At 75.8% G+C, this 17,187-nt stretch carries 15 protein-coding genes; 10 read left to right on the top strand and 5 right to left on the bottom strand.

The genetic code is table 11. From position 1 onward, the window contains the following. The first annotated feature begins 75 nt into the window (after positions 1 to 75). From ACIOHG_RS23405 to ACIOHG_RS23390, 4 genes are all read left to right on the top strand, one after another. On the top strand, positions 76 to 1,815 hold the full coding sequence (locus tag ACIOHG_RS23405; protein WP_400953528.1) for a fatty acyl-AMP ligase: 1,740 nt from the start codon (positions 76 to 78) through the stop codon (positions 1,813 to 1,815). Beyond that, positions 1,812 to 3,602, top strand: a complete 1,791-nt coding sequence (locus tag ACIOHG_RS23400; protein WP_400953527.1) for an acyl-CoA dehydrogenase — start codon at positions 1,812 to 1,814, stop codon at positions 3,600 to 3,602. Before ACIOHG_RS23405 ends, ACIOHG_RS23400 begins: the two co-directional genes overlap by 4 nt. Further along, positions 3,599 to 4,429, top strand: a complete 831-nt coding sequence (locus ACIOHG_RS23395; protein ID WP_400953526.1) for a 4'-phosphopantetheinyl transferase family protein — start codon at positions 3,599 to 3,601, stop codon at positions 4,427 to 4,429. Before ACIOHG_RS23400 ends, ACIOHG_RS23395 begins: the two co-directional genes overlap by 4 nt. Before the next feature lie 87 nt (positions 4,430 to 4,516). Next, entirely contained in the window at positions 4,517 to 5,122 is a 606-nt protein-coding gene (locus ACIOHG_RS23390) for a DNA-binding response regulator (protein ID WP_400953525.1), read from the top strand. 27 nt (positions 5,123 to 5,149) lie between these two features. On the opposite strand, the gene ACIOHG_RS23385 is transcribed toward ACIOHG_RS23390, so the two are convergent. From ACIOHG_RS23385 to ACIOHG_RS23370, 4 genes are all read right to left on the bottom strand, one after another. Next, positions 5,150 to 6,388, bottom strand: coding sequence for a sensor histidine kinase (locus tag ACIOHG_RS23385; protein WP_400953524.1), 1,239 nt, complete (start codon positions 6,386 to 6,388; stop codon positions 5,150 to 5,152). Between the two features lie 57 nt (positions 6,389 to 6,445). Continuing rightward, on the bottom strand, positions 6,446 to 7,936 hold the full coding sequence (locus tag ACIOHG_RS23380) for a SagB family peptide dehydrogenase (RefSeq protein WP_400953523.1): 1,491 nt from the start codon (positions 7,934 to 7,936) through the stop codon (positions 6,446 to 6,448). A gap of 165 nt (positions 7,937 to 8,101) precedes the next feature. After that, entirely contained in the window at positions 8,102 to 10,381 is a 2,280-nt protein-coding gene (locus ACIOHG_RS23375) for a TOMM precursor leader peptide-binding protein (protein ID WP_400953522.1), read from the bottom strand. Continuing rightward, a complete protein-coding gene (locus tag ACIOHG_RS23370) occupies positions 10,378 to 10,554 on the bottom strand; it encodes a hypothetical protein (RefSeq protein WP_400953521.1) in 177 nt (58 codons plus the stop codon). The genes ACIOHG_RS23375 and ACIOHG_RS23370 overlap by 4 nt, the downstream gene beginning before the upstream one ends. Positions 10,555 to 10,836: 282 nt before the next feature. Here ACIOHG_RS23370 and ACIOHG_RS23365 point away from each other — a divergent pair, with 282 nt between their 5' ends. The 6 genes from ACIOHG_RS23365 (at position 10,837) to ACIOHG_RS23340 (ending at position 16,266) form a co-directional block, all read left to right on the top strand. Then, positions 10,837 to 11,655: a BTAD domain-containing putative transcriptional regulator gene (locus tag ACIOHG_RS23365; RefSeq protein ID WP_400953520.1), complete on the top strand. Its 819-nt coding sequence runs from the start codon at positions 10,837 to 10,839 to the stop codon at positions 11,653 to 11,655. A 164-nt stretch (positions 11,656 to 11,819) separates the two neighbouring features. After that, on the top strand, positions 11,820 to 12,590 hold the full coding sequence (locus ACIOHG_RS23360; protein WP_400953554.1) for a cyclase family protein: 771 nt from the start codon (positions 11,820 to 11,822) through the stop codon (positions 12,588 to 12,590). Further along, complete coding sequence (locus tag ACIOHG_RS23355) at positions 12,587 to 13,357, top strand: thioesterase II family protein (RefSeq protein ID WP_400953519.1); 771 nt, start codon at positions 12,587 to 12,589, stop codon at positions 13,355 to 13,357. The genes ACIOHG_RS23360 and ACIOHG_RS23355 overlap by 4 nt, the downstream gene beginning before the upstream one ends. Positions 13,358 to 13,445: 88 nt before the next feature. Then, positions 13,446 to 14,714 carry a beta-ketoacyl-[acyl-carrier-protein] synthase family protein gene (locus ACIOHG_RS23350; protein WP_400953518.1) on the top strand — a complete coding sequence of 423 codons (1,269 nt, stop codon included), beginning with the start codon at positions 13,446 to 13,448 and terminating at the stop codon, positions 14,712 to 14,714. Next, positions 14,711 to 15,964, top strand: coding sequence for a ketosynthase chain-length factor (locus ACIOHG_RS23345; RefSeq protein ID WP_400953517.1), 1,254 nt, complete (start codon positions 14,711 to 14,713; stop codon positions 15,962 to 15,964). The genes ACIOHG_RS23350 and ACIOHG_RS23345 overlap by 4 nt, the downstream gene beginning before the upstream one ends. A 32-nt stretch (positions 15,965 to 15,996) precedes the next feature. Continuing rightward, entirely contained in the window at positions 15,997 to 16,266 is a 270-nt protein-coding gene (locus ACIOHG_RS23340; RefSeq protein ID WP_400953516.1) for an acyl carrier protein, read from the top strand. Between the two features lie 333 nt (positions 16,267 to 16,599). Here ACIOHG_RS23340 and ACIOHG_RS23335 read toward each other — a convergent pair whose 3' ends face one another. Next, entirely contained in the window at positions 16,600 to 17,040 is a 441-nt protein-coding gene (locus ACIOHG_RS23335) for a nuclear transport factor 2 family protein (protein WP_400953515.1), read from the bottom strand. Between the last annotated feature and the right edge of the window lie 147 nt (positions 17,041 to 17,187).

The raw sequence follows: 17,187 nt of genomic DNA, 5'->3' as shown, positions 1-17,187 counted from the left end.
TTGAGCGGGCCGCCGGAGACTGGACGGAGCACGGTCCGAGCCGCGGACCGGCGACGGAACCACCGGAGGTGCAGGATGCGGGAGTCGGCGACCCTGACCGGAGCCCTGGCCGAGGTGTTCGCCCGGGCGGGCGACGGCCCCGCCGTCGTCGCGCTCCGCGACGCCGGGCCGGGAACCGCTCCACATATCCTCAGCTACCGCGAACTCGACCGGCGCGCCCGGCAGTTGGGCGCCTGGCTGACCGGGCACCGGGTGGCCGGCCGCCCGGTGATGGTGGCCCTGGAGACCGGCGCCGACCTGGCCGTCGCCGTGGTCGGCTGCCTGTACGCGGGCGCCGTCGTGGTGCCGGTGCCGCCGCCCTCGGCGTCCCCGGCCGCGGCCGAGCGGACCGCCGCGATCGCCCGGGAGACCGGCGTGCCGGTCGTCCTCACCGAGGCCGGGTCCGCCGCCGACGTGTCGCGCAGCCTGTCCGAGGCCGGGCGCGGCGGGGTGCTCTGCCTGGCCGTGGACCGCCCGCTGCCCGAGCCCGCGGCCGGCGCCGCGCCCTGGGAGCCGGTCCGCCCGGCGCCCGGCGACGTCGCGCTGATCCAGTACACCTCGGGGACCACCGCCGCCCCGCGCGGCGTCCAGGTCACCCACGCCAACCTGCTCGCCACCATGGCGGAGGTCCAGCGGGCGCTGGGCACCCACGCCGGGTCCCGGATCGGCGGCTGGCTGCCCTGCTACCACGACCTGGGCCTGATCGGGCAGTTGCTGCACCCGCTCTGGCTGGGCGCCACCGCCGTGCTGATGCCGCCCCGGCTGTTCGTCGCCCGCCCGGCCCGCTGGCTGGAGGCGATCGACGCGCACGGGGTGACCGTCGCCGCCGCCCCCGACTCGGCGTACGCCCGGTGCGCCGCCGAGGTCACCGACGCCGAACTGGCCGGCCTCGACCTGTCGCGCTGGGAGTGCGCGGTCAACGCCGCCGAGCCGGTCTCCGCGGCCACCGTGGACGCGTTCACCGCCCGGTTCGCGGCGGCCGGGCTGCGGCCCGGCGCGATGGTCGCCGGGTACGGCCTGGCCGAGGCGACCCTGCTGGTCGCCACCGGCGGCACCGGGCCGGTCCGCACCGCGACCGGGGTGCCGGCCGGCGGACCGCTGCCGACCCGACGGGTCGTCAGCTGCGGCCCGCCGCGCGGCGGCGAGGTCCGGATCGTCGACCCCGCCGACCGCACCGAGCTGCCCGAGGGCGTCGAGGGCGAGGTGTGGGTGCGCGGACCGGCGGTGGCGGCCGGCTACTGGCAGCGGCCGCTGGAGACCGCCGAGGTGTTCGGCGCCGTCACCGCGGGCGGCGCCCGCGGCTTCCTGCGCACCGGCGACCTCGGCGTGCTGCGGGCCGGCGAGCTGTACCTGACCGGCCGGCTCAAGGACACCGTGGTGGTGGCCGGGCAGAGCGTCCACCCGCAGGAGATGGAGCGCCGGCTGATCGACTGCGGCGAACGGCTGTCCTCCGCCGTGGTGTTCGGCGCCGACGAGCCCGACCGCCTGGTGGTGGTCCAGGAGGTCCGGCACCCCGGCCGGGACGCGGGCGCGCTGGCCGCGCTCGCCGCCCGGGTGCGCGGCTGCCTGGCCGAGGAGTTCGGCGCCACCGCGGCCGGCGTGCTGCTGGTCCGCCCCGGCTCGGTGCGCCGCACCACCAGTGGCAAGGTCCGCCGCTCGACGATGCGCCGGCTGTTCCTGGAGGGCGAGTTGCGGCCCGTCTACGCCGAACTCGACGCCGGGCTGGACGCCGGCCTGCCGGTCCCGGACCGGCCCGGCCGGGTGGTGGTCCCGTGAGCGTGGTCGAGCGGGTGCGGGCGGCGGCCGGCTGCGCCCCGCCGCACCCGGGGGCGGGCGCCGGCCGCGCCGTGCACCCGGCCGAGCAGCGGGTCCGGGCCCGGGTCGCGGAGTGGGAGCGCCGGCTCGGCGACCCCGGCGACCCGGCCAACCCGGCTGGGTTCCGGGCGCTGATGGCCGCCGACGAGCGGGCCGAACTCGCCGCCGGGGCGGTCGCGGTGCTCCACGACGGCGGCTTCGGCGCCGAACTGGTCCCGGTCGAGCTGGGCGGGCGGCTGGACCGCGCCGACGCGCTGGCCCGGGTGCTGCGGCCGGTGTTCCGGCGCGACGTGTCGCTCGGCTTCGGCCACGGCATCACCTCGCTGTTCGCCGCCGCCGCGGTCTGGGCGGCCGGCGACGGCCCGCAGCGCCGCCGACTGGCCCGGCTGCTGCTGGACGGCCGCCCGGTGGCGATCGCGCACCACCAGCTGGCGCACGGCAACGCCATGTGGCAGGGCCAGTTCACCGCCGAACCGGACGGCGACGGCTACCGGCTGCGCGGCCGCAAGGACGTGGTGATCAACGCCGGGCGGGCCGGCGCGGTGGTGGTGTACGCCGCCACCGGCGGGCCCGGCGGCAGCCACTCGGTGCTGCTGGTCGACCCCGACCGGGCCGGCGACGGCCTCGCCGTGCTGCCCCGCCGGGTCGGCACCGGCCTGCGCGGCTGCCACTTCGCCGGGCTGGAGTTCACCGACCTCGCGGTGCCGCCCGGCGCCCGGGTCGGTGCGGCGGGCGAGGGCGTCCGGCTGGCGCTGCGGACCTTCCAGCTGAACCGCAGCCTGATCCCCGCCCTGGTGCTGGCCGCCGCCGACACCGTGCTGCGGGCCGCCGTCCGGGCCGGCACCGGGGCGGCCGGCCGACCCGCCGGGCCGCGCCAACGGGCGCTGCTGGCCGGAGTGTTCGCCGACCTGCTGCTCTCCGACGCGACCGCCACCGCGGTGCTGCGCGCCCTGCACCTGCTGCCGGACAGTGCCCACCTCGGCGCGGCCGCCGTCAAGTACCTGGTGCCGGACCTGCTGCAGGAGGACGTCGAGGAGCTGTCCACCGTGCTCGGTGCCGCCGGGTACGACCGGGAGGGCGGCCCGGGCAGCCTGCAGAAGCTGCTCCGGGACCTGCCCGCGGCCGGGCTCGGACACGTCGGCACCGCGGCCTGCCAGGCCGTGCTGATCCCCCAACTCCCGCTGCTGGCACGGCGGTCCTGGTTCCGGGCGGCCGAACCGCCGGCCGCGCTGTACGCCTTCGCCGAGCCGCTGCCGCCGCTCGACCTGGGCGCCCTCGCGGTGGCCGGCGGCACCGACTTCCTGGCCGCCACCCTGGCCGGGGCGGCCGCCCGGCTCGCCGGCCGGCCGCCCGCCGGGCCGCTCGGCGACCGGCTGGCCACCCTCGCCGGGGCGCTCGCCGACGAGCTGGCCGACCTGCGCGAGCGCTGCCTGACGCTGCCCGCCGACAGCGCGGAGGCGCTGGCCAGCCCCACCTGGTGCGCGCAGGTCGAGCGGTACGCGCTGCTGGCCGCCGCCGGGGCGGTGCTCGGCGCCTGGGAGGCCGCGGTGCCGGACGGCGGCTTCCTGGCCGACCCGGCCTGGGCGGTGCTGGCGCTGACCCGGCTCGGCCGCCGGCTCGGCCTGCCGGTCGGCCCGCCGCCCGAGGAGTGCGTCCGGCGGCTGCACGCGGAGCTGCTCGACCGGCTGGCCGGCGGCCGCTCCTACGACCTGCACGACACCCCGCTCGCCGAAGGAGGCGCCGGATGACGGACCGTCGGGCCGAGGTGGGGGTGCCGCTGCTGATGCCCGGGCCGCGCGCCCCCTGGCTGCGGGTGCGGCAGGCGATGTCCTGGCACGGCCACGCCGTGGTGCACGCCTACACCGAGCAGTGGCAGGACGCCGTGCTCGCCGAGCCCGAGCTGCGGGCCGTCCTCGGCAGCCGGGACTGGCAGCGCCTGGGCACCCTGGAGCGGGCCCGCACCCGGGAGCGGTTCGCCGCCTCCCGCCTGCTGGTCAGGTACGCCGCCGGGGCGGCCCTGCAGGTGCCGCCGGACGCCGTCGAACTCGGCTACCGGCCCGGCGGCCGCCCCTACCTGCGCGGCTGCGACCAGGTCGACGTCAGCATCAGCCACACCCGGGACCTGATCGTGGTCGGCCTGAACCGGCGCGGCCGGATCGGCGTGGACACCGAGCTCGCCGACCGCAAGGTCCGCTACCAGGACATGCGCCGCCTGCTGTGCACGCCCGCCGAGCGGCGCTGGCTGGGCGCGCTGCCCGAACCCGAGCGGGAGCGGCGGCTGCTGCGGCTGTGGACCCTCAAGGAGGCGTACACCAAGGCCCTCGGGCAGGGCATGCGGCTGGGCTTCACCGAGTTCGGCTTCGGCCCCGACGACGCCACCCTGCTCACCCCCGACGGCGGCCCCGCCGCCTACGACGAATGGGCGTTCGGCACCCACCGGTTGGAGCGCGGCTACCTGGTCTCCATCGCCTGCCACGACGCCGGCCACCGCGGCGTCGCGGACACCTCGGTCGCCACCATGCTCGACGACGGCTTCCTCGGGGAGGTGGTGCGGCTGCTGCGGACCGGTGGCTGAGAAAGCCCCCCTCGGACCGGCTCCGCAACCCCGGTTGTCGCTATTGTTCTGGGAGATCACGCACGCTGTGTGAAACCGGGGGAAACGGTGATTCGAATTCTGATCGCGGAGGACATGCAAGTCCTCCGCCGCGCGCTGGTCGCGCTGCTCCAACTGGAGCCCGACCTGGAGGTGGTGGCGGACCTCGGCTCGGGCGACGAGGTGGTGGCGCGGGCCAAGGAGACCGCGCCGGACGTCGCCGTGCTCGACATCGACCTGCCCGGGACGGACGGCATCACCGCCGCCGGGCAGCTCGCCGAGGCGGTGCCGGAGTGCCGGACGCTGATCCTCACCAGCCTCGGCCGGCCGGGCAACCTGCGCCGGGCGATGGCCGCGCACGTGGCCGGCTTCCTGCTGAAGGACATCGAGCCGGGTCAACTCGCCGCCGCCATCCGGACGGTGGCGGCCGGTGGCCGGGCCATCGACCCGGCGCTGGCGGTCGCCGCGCTGGACGCCGAGACCTCCCCGCTCACCCTGCGCGAGCGCGAGGTGCTGCGGCTGGCCGCCGACGGCATGGAGGCCGGTCAGATCGCCGCCAAGCTGTTCCTGTCCGCCGGGACGGTCCGCAACTACCTGACCACCGTGGTCGGCAAGTTGAACGCCCGCAACCGGGTGGACGCGATCCGGATCGCCCGGGACGCCGGCTGGCTCTGAGCCGCCCGCGGCGCCCCCGCGGCGGTCTCAGCAGGCCGCCGCAGGCGCCGCCGCACCCCGCCGGCTGCCGCTGCCGGACAGCGCCAGCGCCGCCGCGTCCAGGTCGATCGCCGCCGACACCACGAACCAGTCCTGCCCGTGCGGGCCGGCGGTCAGCGCGCCGCCCAGCTCCCGGACCCGGGTGGTCAGGTTGCCGATGCCGGAGCCGCCCGCGGTGTCCCGCACCCGGTCCGCGTGCTCCCGGTCCGCCTGGGCCGGGACCGCCCGCCCCACCCCGTCGTTGGCCAGCCGGAACCGGACCGTCCGGCCGTCCCGGACCGCCGAGATCTCGCACTCCTCGACCTTGCTGTGCCGGAGCATGTTGGTCAGCCCCTCCCGCAGCACCGTCGCCAGCACCGTCTCCACCTGCTGCGGCAGCAGCCCGAAGTCCAGCCGCACCGTGCAGCGCACCCCGAGGGTGGCCAGCATCGCCTTGGCGCTCTCCGCCTCCGCGCCCAGCGACATCTCGCGGTAGCCGCGGGCCACCGCCCGCACGTCCGACAGGGCCTGACGGGCCGTCTGCAGGATCTCCGTCAACTCCTGCTGGGCCAGCTCGGACTGGGACGGCACCAGCCGGTAGGCCAGCTCGCACTTCAGGGTGATCGCGGACAGGCTGTAGCCGAGCAGGTCGTGCAGGTCGCGGGCGAACCGCAGCCGCTCCTGGGCCACCGCCAGGGTGGCCAGTTCGGCGCGCGAGCGGTGCACCTCGATCACCAGGTCGGTCAGCCGCGAAAGGCCGTAGATCACCAGGCCGTTGGTGGTGGTGGCGACCGAGATGTAGAAGGTCTCGCCCAGGCCGTCGCCGATCCACAGCATCAGCACGTTGCTGACCACCACCACCGCGACGAACCCGGGCCAGGCGAAGGCCGGCCGCAGCAGCAGGAGCAGCGAGGCCGCCAGGAAGCTCGGCATGCCGATCCACAGCGGGCCGAGGAAGAGCAGCGGCACGTAGGTGATCAGTGCCTGCAGCGCCAGCGTGAGCTGCCAGCGCGAGGCCAGTGCGGGCGCCAACCTCGGGAAGGAGTGCACCAGTTGGATGCCGAGGAGGAGCAGCAGCAGTAAGACGGTGCCGCCCAGCAGCAGCCCGCTCGGATGCAGCGCCAGGACGTAGCTGGTGGCGACCCCGGTGTACCCGAGGAACACCGCGGCGGTGATGGCGACCGCCGTCCTGGGCGCCATCTGCTTCCCCTCGGGGTCGGACACCGGCCAGGACGCGCTCTCGCTCACTGATTCCCCCAGAACACTCGGACGGGCTCCCGCTGCCTCGGATCGTACGGGACGGTGCTAGGTCGCGTCCGGGTCTGTGCGCGGCGGTTTCACTCCGACCACGAACTCCCCGACGCTGGATTCGACCGGCCAGTCCAGCCCGAAGGCGCGCGCGGCGGTGTCCGAGTTCCCGGTCGCCAGCGCGCACGGCGCCAGCCCCATCGCGGTCGTCACCAGGTAGAGGTTCTGCAGCAGCACGCCGACGTCCTTCATCAGGCTGGTGTAGGCGATCCCGCTGAACGCGTGGGTGGCCCGGCGGAACCGGGCCGTGATCACCAGCAGCAGCGGCGGCGGCCGGTCCGCGCCCAGCGCGGTCTGCGCGCCCAGCCGCAGTTCGGCGGTGTCGGCGGGCTGCGCCTCCAGCGGCTCCAGCAGGTGGCCCAGCGGGTCGTAGTGGTAGGCGCCCGGGGCGAGGGCGGTGCCGGTGCCGGCGACCAGGTACAGCTCCAGCGCGTACACCGAGCCCATGCTCGGGTAGGGGCGGCTGCTCCAGGCGAAGCCGGTGCTCCCGCCGCCGTCGTCGGGGCGCACCCGGCAGGCGCGGAACAGCAGTTCGCCGATCTGCTCCTCGGTCAGCGGCTCCGGGCCGTACGCGCGCACCGAGTGGCGGCGCTCCAGCACCGCGGTGAACGGCTCGTCCCGGGTCCGCAGGCCGTCCAGGTCGGGCCGGTGCAGGGTGATCGGGGGGCGGCCGGCCAGCGGCTTGACCACCGGCTCGGCCCGGCCCGCGTCCAGGTGGGCGAGGGTGGCGCCGAAGGCGCCGTCGGTGCGGCCCAGCCGGCTGCGGGAGTGCACCATCAGGTCGTCGGGCGACCAGCCGACCAGCCGCGGGTCCTCGTCCTCGGCGAACCGGGGCGGGGAGGCCGCCGCGCCGTCGGGGCCGTCCTCGGCGACCACCGCGATCCGGGCGGCCAGCAGGTAGCCGATCGCGGTGCCGGCCAGCTCCGGGTCGAGCCGGGGCCCGCCGCCCTGCGCGCTGCCGTCGAGCATGCCGAGCAGCAGCACCGCCTCGGAGCGGTGCAGCTGCACCCGGTGGTGGGCGAGCGGCGACTCCAGCCGCAGCCCGCCCTCGGCCCAGCGCATCACGGTGAACCGGGACAGCCGGCACGGCCGGTCGGAGGGCGCCGGGCGGGGCGTGAACCAGGCGCCGCGGGCCAGCGGGACCACGCTGAGCACCGGCGTGCCGCCGAGCGCCAGCGAGCGCACCAGGCTGTCCCGGACCCGGTCCAGGTCGTGCAGCAGCCGGGAGACCGCCGGGTCGTGCCCGCCCGGCCGGTCGACTTCCCACAGGCCGGGGAAGCCGGGCAGCACGTTGCTCAGCGACACCGGCCCGAGCGTCATCCGCTCCAGCGCCATCCGCAGGGCCGGGTCCGGGTCCTCGAACTCGACGCTGCCCCAACGGCTCTGGACGGTCAGTGTGCCGGCCTCGCCGTCGCTCTCCACGCACGTGTCCTCGCGCAGCGACCAGAGTTCGCTGAGCTGCGGGGCTGCCAGGTTGTCGATACGCATGGGCCATCCAGACGCGGGTCGCGCGCGGGTCGGACGAACACGGGTGTGTGCAGTCGGGAGGAACGGGGACGGGGCGGTGCGGGGTCCTGCGGGGGTGCTGCGGGGTGGTGCGGGCGGTGCCGGTGGTGCAGATGGTGCCAGTGGCATGACGGGCTGTCAGGGTGATCAGACGAACAGCGGGACCGGGTTGAGCCGGTCGTACGGGGTCGGCGCGGCGAGCCGGCCCAGCCGGACCGGGACGTCGAACAGCCGGCCGGGGGCGAACCGGTTCCAGTGCGGGCGCAGGCCCGGCACCACGACCTTCGCCACCGGCAGGCCGGCCTCCGGACGGGTCTGGTCCAGCACCAGCAGCTCCGTCCCGGCCCGGCGCACCAGCCGCTCGGCGGCCGTCACGTCGTCCAGCAGGTCCGCGTGCGGACCGAACGGGGCCGGGGCGGGCAGCGCGGCCGGGCGGGCCGGATCGGCCACCAGGTAAGGGAGTTCGGCCACGGTCGCGGTGCGCATCCAGTCCAGCGCCTGCGGGTCGGTGAAACCGTAGCCCGTCCCGTCGGCCCGCGCGTCCACCACGTTCGGCAGCAGCTGGTTGACCTCGGCCAGCGCCCGGCGCAGCGCGATCTCCGGGTCCAGGTGGGCGCCGAAGCCGGGCATGATGTCCTCGGCCCGCTTGTCGGTGCGCCGGGAGAACGCCGCCACCACCGGGATGCCGAGGTCGCTGGTCAGCTCGATCGCCCACACCTCGCGGTGCAGCGAGGCGTGCAGCTCGCGGACCTGCGCCACCCACGGGTCGCGGCAGGCGTCCAGGTCGACCCCGGGCTGCACGGTGCGGTTGTACCACCACAGCGCGATGGCGTCCCGCTCCACCAGCTCCAGGAAGCCCTGCAGCACCGCGTCCTCCAGGGTGCCGCCGGCCGCCGCCCCGTTCGAGGAGGCCAGGCAGTAGCGCCGGCCGGGCCGCTGCGGGGCGTTGTAGTACAGCAGGGCGGCGGGCAGCAGCTTCTGCCGCCGCTCGGTCAGCGACCACACCGGCAGCCAGTCGATCTCGTCGTCCTCGTCGAACGGGTCGGCGATCTGGTGGAAGGCGCCCTGCTCGGCGTTGTGCCGCGCGCGGTCCGCGAACTGCCGCGGGTCGAACAGCTGGACCGCGTCCGGGTGGACGGCGTCCGCCGCCAGGTCCCGGTAGCGGCCGCGGACGATCGGCTCGCCGCCCTGCAGGTGCCCCGAGTAGCGCTCCAGCGACTCGGCGAGCGCCCCGACCTCGGCCTGCAGCGGCGTCGCGCCCTTGCCCGAGGCGTTGGCGCGCAGCCCCGCCCGGACCGAGGCCAGGCCGCGGGCGCCGCCCACCGGGTTGATCCCGGCGTGGAAGCAGTTCAGCCCGGCCGGGCCGCGCGGGTCCCGGCGGATCTCCTTCACCAGGCCGGTCAGCGGGTCCACGTGGTGGCCGTAGCGGGCCATCACCTCGGCCAGCGACAGCGCCCGGTGGCCACCGCCGCCGGTGTGCAGCTTCGGCCGCGACCGCAGCACCACCGGGGCCGAGATCCGGGCCGCGACCAGGCCCGGGTCGCCGCACTGCGGGCATTCCGGGCGGCGGGTCACCGGGTGGCGGCGGCCCTCCAGGGTCAGGGTGTCCAGCGACCACAGCGCCCGCTGGCCCTCGTACCGGTGCCCGGCGAGCCACTTGGTGGCCTCCAGCGCGGCCAGCTGCAGCGCCGCGGTGCGGGCCGCCGGCAGCGAGCAGTCCCGGCGCGGCGCCGGGCCGTTGCGCTCCAGCGAGCGCTGCACGTGCGCCTCGACCTGGCGGCCGCGCCACAGCCGGTCCGCCAGGCAGGACCAGCACGGTCCCTCGGCGTCGCCGAAGAACGGGCCGATCCAGGACTCCACGCCGGCCGTCCGGACCGGCAGCCAGGGCCGGCCGGCCGCCCGGTGCGCGGCGTCCACCCCGGCCAGCCGCGGGTCCAGGTAGTCCTCGCAGAGCACCACCGTCAGGTCCGCGCCGTCCGGGTCGGCCACCGTGCGCAGCCCCGCGGCGTCCAGCGCGCCGCGCAGCTCGGCCGGGTCGTCGCCGGACGCGTCGAGCGCGGCGACCGAGGCCGCCCGGAGCCGGCGGCCCGTCAGCTGGCCGTCCTGCCCGGCCGCCGCCCAGTAGCCCTCCTGCGGCGTCGGGCGGCCGGCCGGCCGTTCGCACACCAGACCGGCTCGCCGGAGCCGGTCCACCAACTGCGCGGTCTGCTCCGCGGAGAGGTGCCCCGCGGTGTCCCGCTGCAGGTCGCCGAGGCTCCTCGTCCCGTCCAACAGCGGTGCCAGCCGGGCGATCTGGGCCCCGTGGAGGGCGGTGACCTGCTGGTCCGATATCAGGTAGACGGCCTCGCCCGGGATCGGCTCCACGCTCAGGTGGGGCTGGAAGGCGAGGAACCCGTCGGGGTCGGCCGGGCCGAGGAGCCCCGTCATGCCCGGCGCCCGGCGGCGGACTCGGCGGGCGCGCCGGTGAAGGAGTCGGCGGCGCGGCAGAAGCAGAGGATCCCCGGGCCGCCCGAAGGAACGGCGCCGGCCGGGGAGTTGTGGCTCAGGTCCTCGATCAGCAGATCGTCGCTGTGGCCCGTGACGGACGCGGCGGCACCCATTGGTCTCTCCCCCTGGTCGTGGTCGGGTCGGCGTTCGCTCGACCTGGGACCAGTCTTCTGCTCGGGCGGTCCGGGCGGCCAGTGCCAGCCTCATGAGCTCGGTATGAAGGATTCACGGTCGGCGTCGGTGGAAACGCACGCCGGGCTCGGGAGCCTGGCACTGGCCCGGTGCGAGGGTGCCGGGGGAGTCTGTTGGGGCGGTGGAGCCCGACCGGCCCCGCCGCTCGCGGCCCGTCCTGCTACTGCCCGGCCCGCCGCGGACACCAGACGGAGGGAACACCCATGGACATCAGAGTGCTCGGTCCCCTCGAAGCCGAGACCAGGCACGGATCGATCGTGCCCAGCGCGGGCAAGCCCCGGCAGATCCTCGCGCTGCTGGCGCTGTACGCCAACCAGGTCGTGCCGGTCCCGACCCTGCTGGAGGAGCTGTGGGGCATGGACGCCCCGCGCAGCGCCCTCACCACTCTGCAGACCTACATCCTGCACCTGCGCCGCCTGCTGGCCCAGGCGCTCGGCCCGGACGCCGCGATCGGCGCCAAGGACGTGCTCGTCACCCGGCACGGCGGCTACCTGCTGGAGGTCCAGCCGGGCGCGGTCGACGTGCACGAGTACGACCGGCTCGCCGAGCTCGGCCGGGACGCCTCCGACGACGGGGACGACGAGGCGGCCGCGGTCATCTACCGGGAGGCGCTGGCGCTGTGGCGCGGCCCCGCCCTGGTGGACGTCAAGGTCGGCCCGATCCTGGACATCGAGCTGGCCCGGCTGGAGGAGAGCCGGCTGCGCACCCTGGAGCGCCGGATCGAGGCCGACCTGCGGCTGGACCGGCACGCCGACCTGATCGCCGAACTGCGCGGCCTGACGGTCCGCCACCCGCTGCACGAGGGCCTGCACGCCCAGGCGATGGTGGCGCTCTACCGCTCCGGCCGGCAGGGCCGGGCACTGGAGGTCTACCAGGGGCTGCGGGGGCGCCTGGTGGAGGAACTGGGCCTGGAGCCGTCGCCGCGGGTCCGCAAGCTCCAGCAGGCGATGCTCGCCGCCGACCCGGTCCTGGACCGGATCCCCCGTCAGCGCACCCCGATCCTCGACCTGTTCGCCGCCTGACGGTACCGGCCGCCGCCCCGGCCGGTGCCCCGGCACCGACCCGGTCGGTGCCGGGCGCCGCCCCACCCGTTCTCGAACGGGGCTCCAGGCGGCGCCAGCACAGTGCGCCCACGCCTTCCGCCGCCCGCCGGCGACGGAACCCGATCCCGAGCGTGGGGGAGAAGTTGCGGATCATCGACCTGTCGTCCCCGGTGGACGCGGCCGGCTGGGAGCCGGACCCGATCGTCCACGAGATCATGACGCCCGCCGAGGGCGCCCGGCACATGGCCGAGGAGATGAAGCTCCACTTCGGCCTGGAGTTCGACCCGTCCGACCTGCCCGGCGGTGAGCTGCTGTCCCTGGACACCCTCACCCTGACCAGCCACACCGGCACCCACGTCGACGCGCCCTCGCACTACGGCTCGGTCGGCGACTACGGGGTGCCGCGCCACATCGACCAGATGCCGCTGGACTGGTTCCTGCGCCCCGCCCTGGTGCTCGACGTCACCGACGTCGGCATCGGCGTGATCGGCGTCGACCGGCTCCAGAAGGCGATCGCCGAGGCCGGGCGGCAGCCCGACCCGCTGGACATCGTGCTGCTGCACACCGGCGCCGCCCGGCACGCCGGCACCCCCCGGTACTTCACCGACTTCGCCGGCCTCGACGGCCCCGCCACCGACCACCTGCTCGACCTCGGGGTCCGGGTCATCGGCACCGACGCGTGGAGCCTGGACGCCCCGTTCGGCCACATGATCCGCGCCTACCAGGAGACCGGCGACCGGTCCGTGCTGTGGCCCGCCCACTTCGCCGGCCGCCGCCGCGAGTACTGCCAGGTCGAGCGGCTCGCCAACCTCGACGCGCTGCCCGCGCACGGCTTCCGGGTCTCCTGCTTCCCGGTGAAGATCGCCGGCGCCGGCGCCGGCTGGACCCGCGCCGTCGCCCTGGTCGAGGAGTGAGCGGCCCGCCCCCGCCCCGGCTGATCTGCTTCCACCACGCCGGGGCGGGCGTCTCCGCCTTCGCCCGCTGGCGGTCCGTGATCGGCCCCGTCGCCGAGGTGGTGCCGCTGCTGCTGCCCGGCCGCGGACAGCGGATCAGGGAGCGGCGGATCACCGACCACGGCCCGCTGATCGCCGAGGTCGACCGGCTGATCGCCGAACTCGACACCCTGATCGGCCCGCTGACGGACCGTCCGTTCGCGTTCTACGGGCACAGCCTGGGCGGCCTGGTCGCCTACAGCTACGCCCGCGAACTCCAGCGCACCGGCCGGCCGCAGCCCGACCTGGTCGCGGTCGGCGCGGTCCTGCCCCCGCACCTGCGCTCGCCGGTGCTCAGCGCCGCCGCCCTCCCCGACACCGAACTGCTGCACCGCCTGGTCGAGCACGGCCTGCTGCCGCCCGGCGCCGTCGAGGAGGACCGGCAGACCGGGCTGTGGCGCCGCCGCGTGCTGCCCGCGCTCCGCGACGACCTGCGGCTCGGCGAGGCGCTCTGCGCGGTCGGCGGCGGCCCGCTGCACGGCCGGCTGCTCGCGCTGGCCGGCGAGGGCGACACCATCGCGCCGCCGGCCGGCGTCGCCCGGTGGAGCCGGTACGCCCCGGGCGGCTTCGAGCTGCGCACCGTGCCCGGCGGCCACCTGTTCTTCCGCGAACGGGAGGCCCCGGAGCTGCTCGCCGAGGTGCTGGACGGACTGCGAGCGGCGTCCCGTCCGATGTCGAGCGCGGCTTGAGCCCGGCCGCGCAGGCTGGCGCGGCACGGCTCGGCAGAACCACCGAAAGGAGAGGAACGGGCGTGAACACCAAACAGGGGAGGCGGCCATGAGCCGGCGAGTGGTCATCACCGGGATCGGCGTCGTCGCACCCGGCGGCATCGGGACGAAGGCGTTCTGGTCCCTGCTCACCGACGGCCGGACCGCCACCAGGGCGATCTCGCTCTTCGACGCCTCCTCGTTCCGCTCGCGGATCGCCGCCGAGGCGGACTTCGACCCGGTCGCCGCCGGACTGAGCCCGCAGGAGATCCGCCGGATGGACCGGGCGGCCCAGTTCGCCGTGGTCGGCGCCCGCGAGGCGGTCGCCGACAGCGGACTCGACCTCGACGCCCTCGACCCGTTCCGCACCGGCGTCACCGTCGGCAGCGCGGTCGGCGCCACCATGGGCCTGGACACCGAGTACAACGTGGTCAGCGACGGCGGCCGCGGCTGGCTGGTCGACCACCGCTACGCCGTCCCGCACCTGTTCGACTATCTGGTGCCCAGCTCCTTCGCCGCCGAGGTCGCCTGGACCGTCGGCGCCCAGGGCCCGGCCGGCGTGGTCTCCACCGGCTGCACCTCCGGCCTGGACGCCGTCGGCCACGCCGTCGAACTGATCCGCGAGGGCAGCGCCGACGTGATGATCGCCGGCGCCACCGAGGCCCCGATCTCGCCGATCTCGGTCGCCTGCTTCGACGCCATCAAGGCCACCTCGCCGCGCAACGACGACCCCGAGCACGCCTCCCGGCCGTTCGACCGGACCCGCAACGGCTTCGTGCTCGGCGAGGGCTCCGCGATCTTCGTCCTGGAGGAGCTGACGGCCGCCCGGGCCCGCGGCGCGCACGTCTACGCCGAGATCGCCGGCTTCGCCACCCGCTCCAACGCCTACCACATGACCGGGCTGCGCCCCGACGGCAAGGAGATGGCCGAGTCGATCCGGGTCGCCCTCGACGAGGCCCGGCTGCCCGGCACCGCCGTCGACTACATCAACGCCCACGGCTCCGGCACCAAGCAGAACGACCGGCACGAGACCGCCGCCTTCAAGCTCACCCTCGGCGACCACGCCTACGCCACCCCCGTCAGCTCCATCAAGTCGATGATCGGCCACTCGCTGGGCGCCATCGGCTCGCTGGAGATCGCCGCCTCCGCCCTGGCCATCGAGCACGGCGTGGTGCCCCCCACCGCGAACCTGCACGAGCCCGACCCCGAGTGCGACCTCGACTACACCCCGATCACCGCCCGCGAGCGGAAGATCGACACCGTGCTGAGCGTGGGCAGCGGGTTCGGCGGCTTCCAGAGCGCCATCGTGCTCACCCGACCCGAGCGGAGGACCGCATGACCACCCCCCAGGGCGCGCTGATCGAGCGCCCCGCCGCCACCACCGCCGCCGTCTTCACCGGCATCGGCGTCGCCGCCCCCAACGGCCTCGGCACCGAGGACTGGTGGCGGGCCACCCTGGAGGGCCGCAGCGGCATCCGCCCGGTCGAGCGCTTCGACGCGAGCCAGTACCCCGCCACGCTGGCCGGCGAGGTCCCCGGCTTCGACGCCGCCGCCCGCATCCCCAACCGGCTGCTCCCGCAGACCGACCACATGACCCGGCTCGCCCTGGTCGCCGCCGAGGAGGCCATCGGCCACAGCGGCCTCGACCCCGAGCAGTTCCCCGCGTACGCGGCCGGCGTGGTCACCGCCGCCTCGGCCGGCGGCTTCGAGTTCGGCCAGCGCGAACTCCAGGCGCTCTGGAGCCAAGGCGGCAAGTACGTCTCCGCCTACCAGTCCTTCGCCTGGTTCTACGCCGTCAACACCGGCCAGATCTCCATCCGGCACGGCCTGCGCGGCCCCAGCGGCGTCATCGTCAGCGAGCAGGCCGGCGGCATCGACGCCGTCGCCCAGGCCCGCCGCCAGCTCCGCAAGGGCAGCCGGCTGATCGTCACCGGCGGCGTCGACGGCTCGATCTGCCCCTGGGGCTGGGCCGCGCAGCTGGCCGGCGGTCGGCTCTCCACCAACCCCGACCCGGCCCGCGCCTACCTGCCCTTCTCCGCCGACGCCAACGGCTACGTGCCGGGCGAGGGCGGCGCGATCCTGATCCTGGAGAGCGAGGGCTCCGCCGCGGAGCGCGGCGCCCGGGTCTACGGCCGGCTGGCCGGCTACGCCGCCACCTTCGACCCCCGGCCCGGCAGCGGGCAGGAGCCCGGACTCCGCCGCGCGATCCAACTCGCCCTCGCCGAGGCCGGGGTGACGCCCGACCAGGTCGACGTGGTGTTCGCCGACGCGGCCGGCGTGCCCGAGCTCGACCGGCAGGAGGCCGCCGCGCTCGGCGCCGTCTTCGGCCCGCACGGCGTCCCCGTCACCGCCCCCAAGACCATGACCGGCCGGCTCTACGCCGGCGGCGGCTCGCTCGACCTCGCCGCGGCGCTGCTGTCGATCCGGGACCAGGTCCTGCCGCCCACCGTCAACGTCGACGCCCCGGCGGCCGGCCTCGACCTCGACCTGGTCCTCGGCACGGCCCGGCCCACCGCCGTCCGCACCGCCCTGGTGCTGGCCCGCGGCGCCGGCGGATTCAACTCCGCCGCCGTGGTCACCGCCCCCTGAACCCGTCCCAACCCCGAGAGGAACACACCGACATGTCCCAGATGACGCTGGACGAACTGACCACCCTGCTGCGCGAGTGCGCGGGCGAGGACGAGAGCGTCGACCTCGACGGCGACGTCCTCGACACCCCCCTCGACGACCTCGGCTACGACTCCCTCGCCGTCCTCCAGACCACCGGCCGGATCGAGCGCGAGTACGACATCGAACTCGCCGAGGAGACCGTCGCCGAGGCCCACACCCCCCGCCTCCTGCTGGAGTTCATCAACGCCAGCCTCGCCGAACACGAGCCTGCGGCGGCCTGACCCCCCCCAGGGGGTGGCGCAACCTGAACACCCAGGGGCGCGAGGAACTGCGCGAGGCGGAAGGGCTCCACCCGAGCTCTCTTCCGCTTCGCGCAGTTCCTCGCGCCCCTTGCTTGTCGCCGGGCGCTCCCGGTCCTGCGGGGGCGGTGCCGCTGCGCGGGGCGGAGAGGTTCCACTCGTGCTTTCTTCCGCTTCGCGCAGTTCCTCGCGCCCCTTTCCTGTTGCTGAGCGCCCCGGCTTCTGTTGCTGAGCGCCCCCGGACCGCGCAGCGCGCGCAAAAGGCTGTGCCCGCCACCGGGGGGAGGGGTGGCGGGCACAGCGGGGGAGGAGGGATCAGAGGTCGTCGCGGGTGATCTGGCGGTGCCGGACCAGCCAGCGGCCGTTCTCGCGGACGAGGGTGTCCTCGCACAGGGTGGAGACGCGGATGGCGGCCTGGCCGCCCTTGGGGGTCTCGACCACGACGGCGTAGCAGCGGCCGAAGGCCGCGTCCTCGCCGCGGGGTTCGACGGTGACCATGCCGAGCCAGTGCCGGCGCTGGATGCCCTTCGCGGCGTAGGCGTCGGTCGCGGCCTGCGCGGCGGCGGTGATGCCGGTGCGGCCGACGGCGGGTTCGGGGTGGGCGTTGGCGGCGAAGACGCCGTCCTCGGTGAAGGTCTCGGCCCATTCCTGGACCCGACCGCTGTCGAGCAGCTGCATCTGGTGCGCGTAGAACTGCTGGACCTGGAAGTACAGCTCGGCGGTGGCGGTGGCGGGCACCTGCTCCGTCACGGTCATGGGTGGTCCTCTCTGGCTGGCTACCCGTCGGGTCCTGTCGGCGGAAAGCCTCCGGCCGCGGGGTCGCACCGTCCTCGAACGGAACTGGAGCGGGCGCGTCCAGCGGTGCTCGATCGGCCGTCGAGACGTCCTCGGCACGCTGTTCGC

The organism is Kitasatospora sp. NPDC088134 (assembly GCF_044741705.1).
GTDB lineage: Bacteria > Actinomycetota > Actinomycetes > Streptomycetales > Streptomycetaceae > Kitasatospora.
Note: the sequence above shows the minus strand (reverse complement) of the source record. Positions and strands in the feature narration are given on the sequence as shown.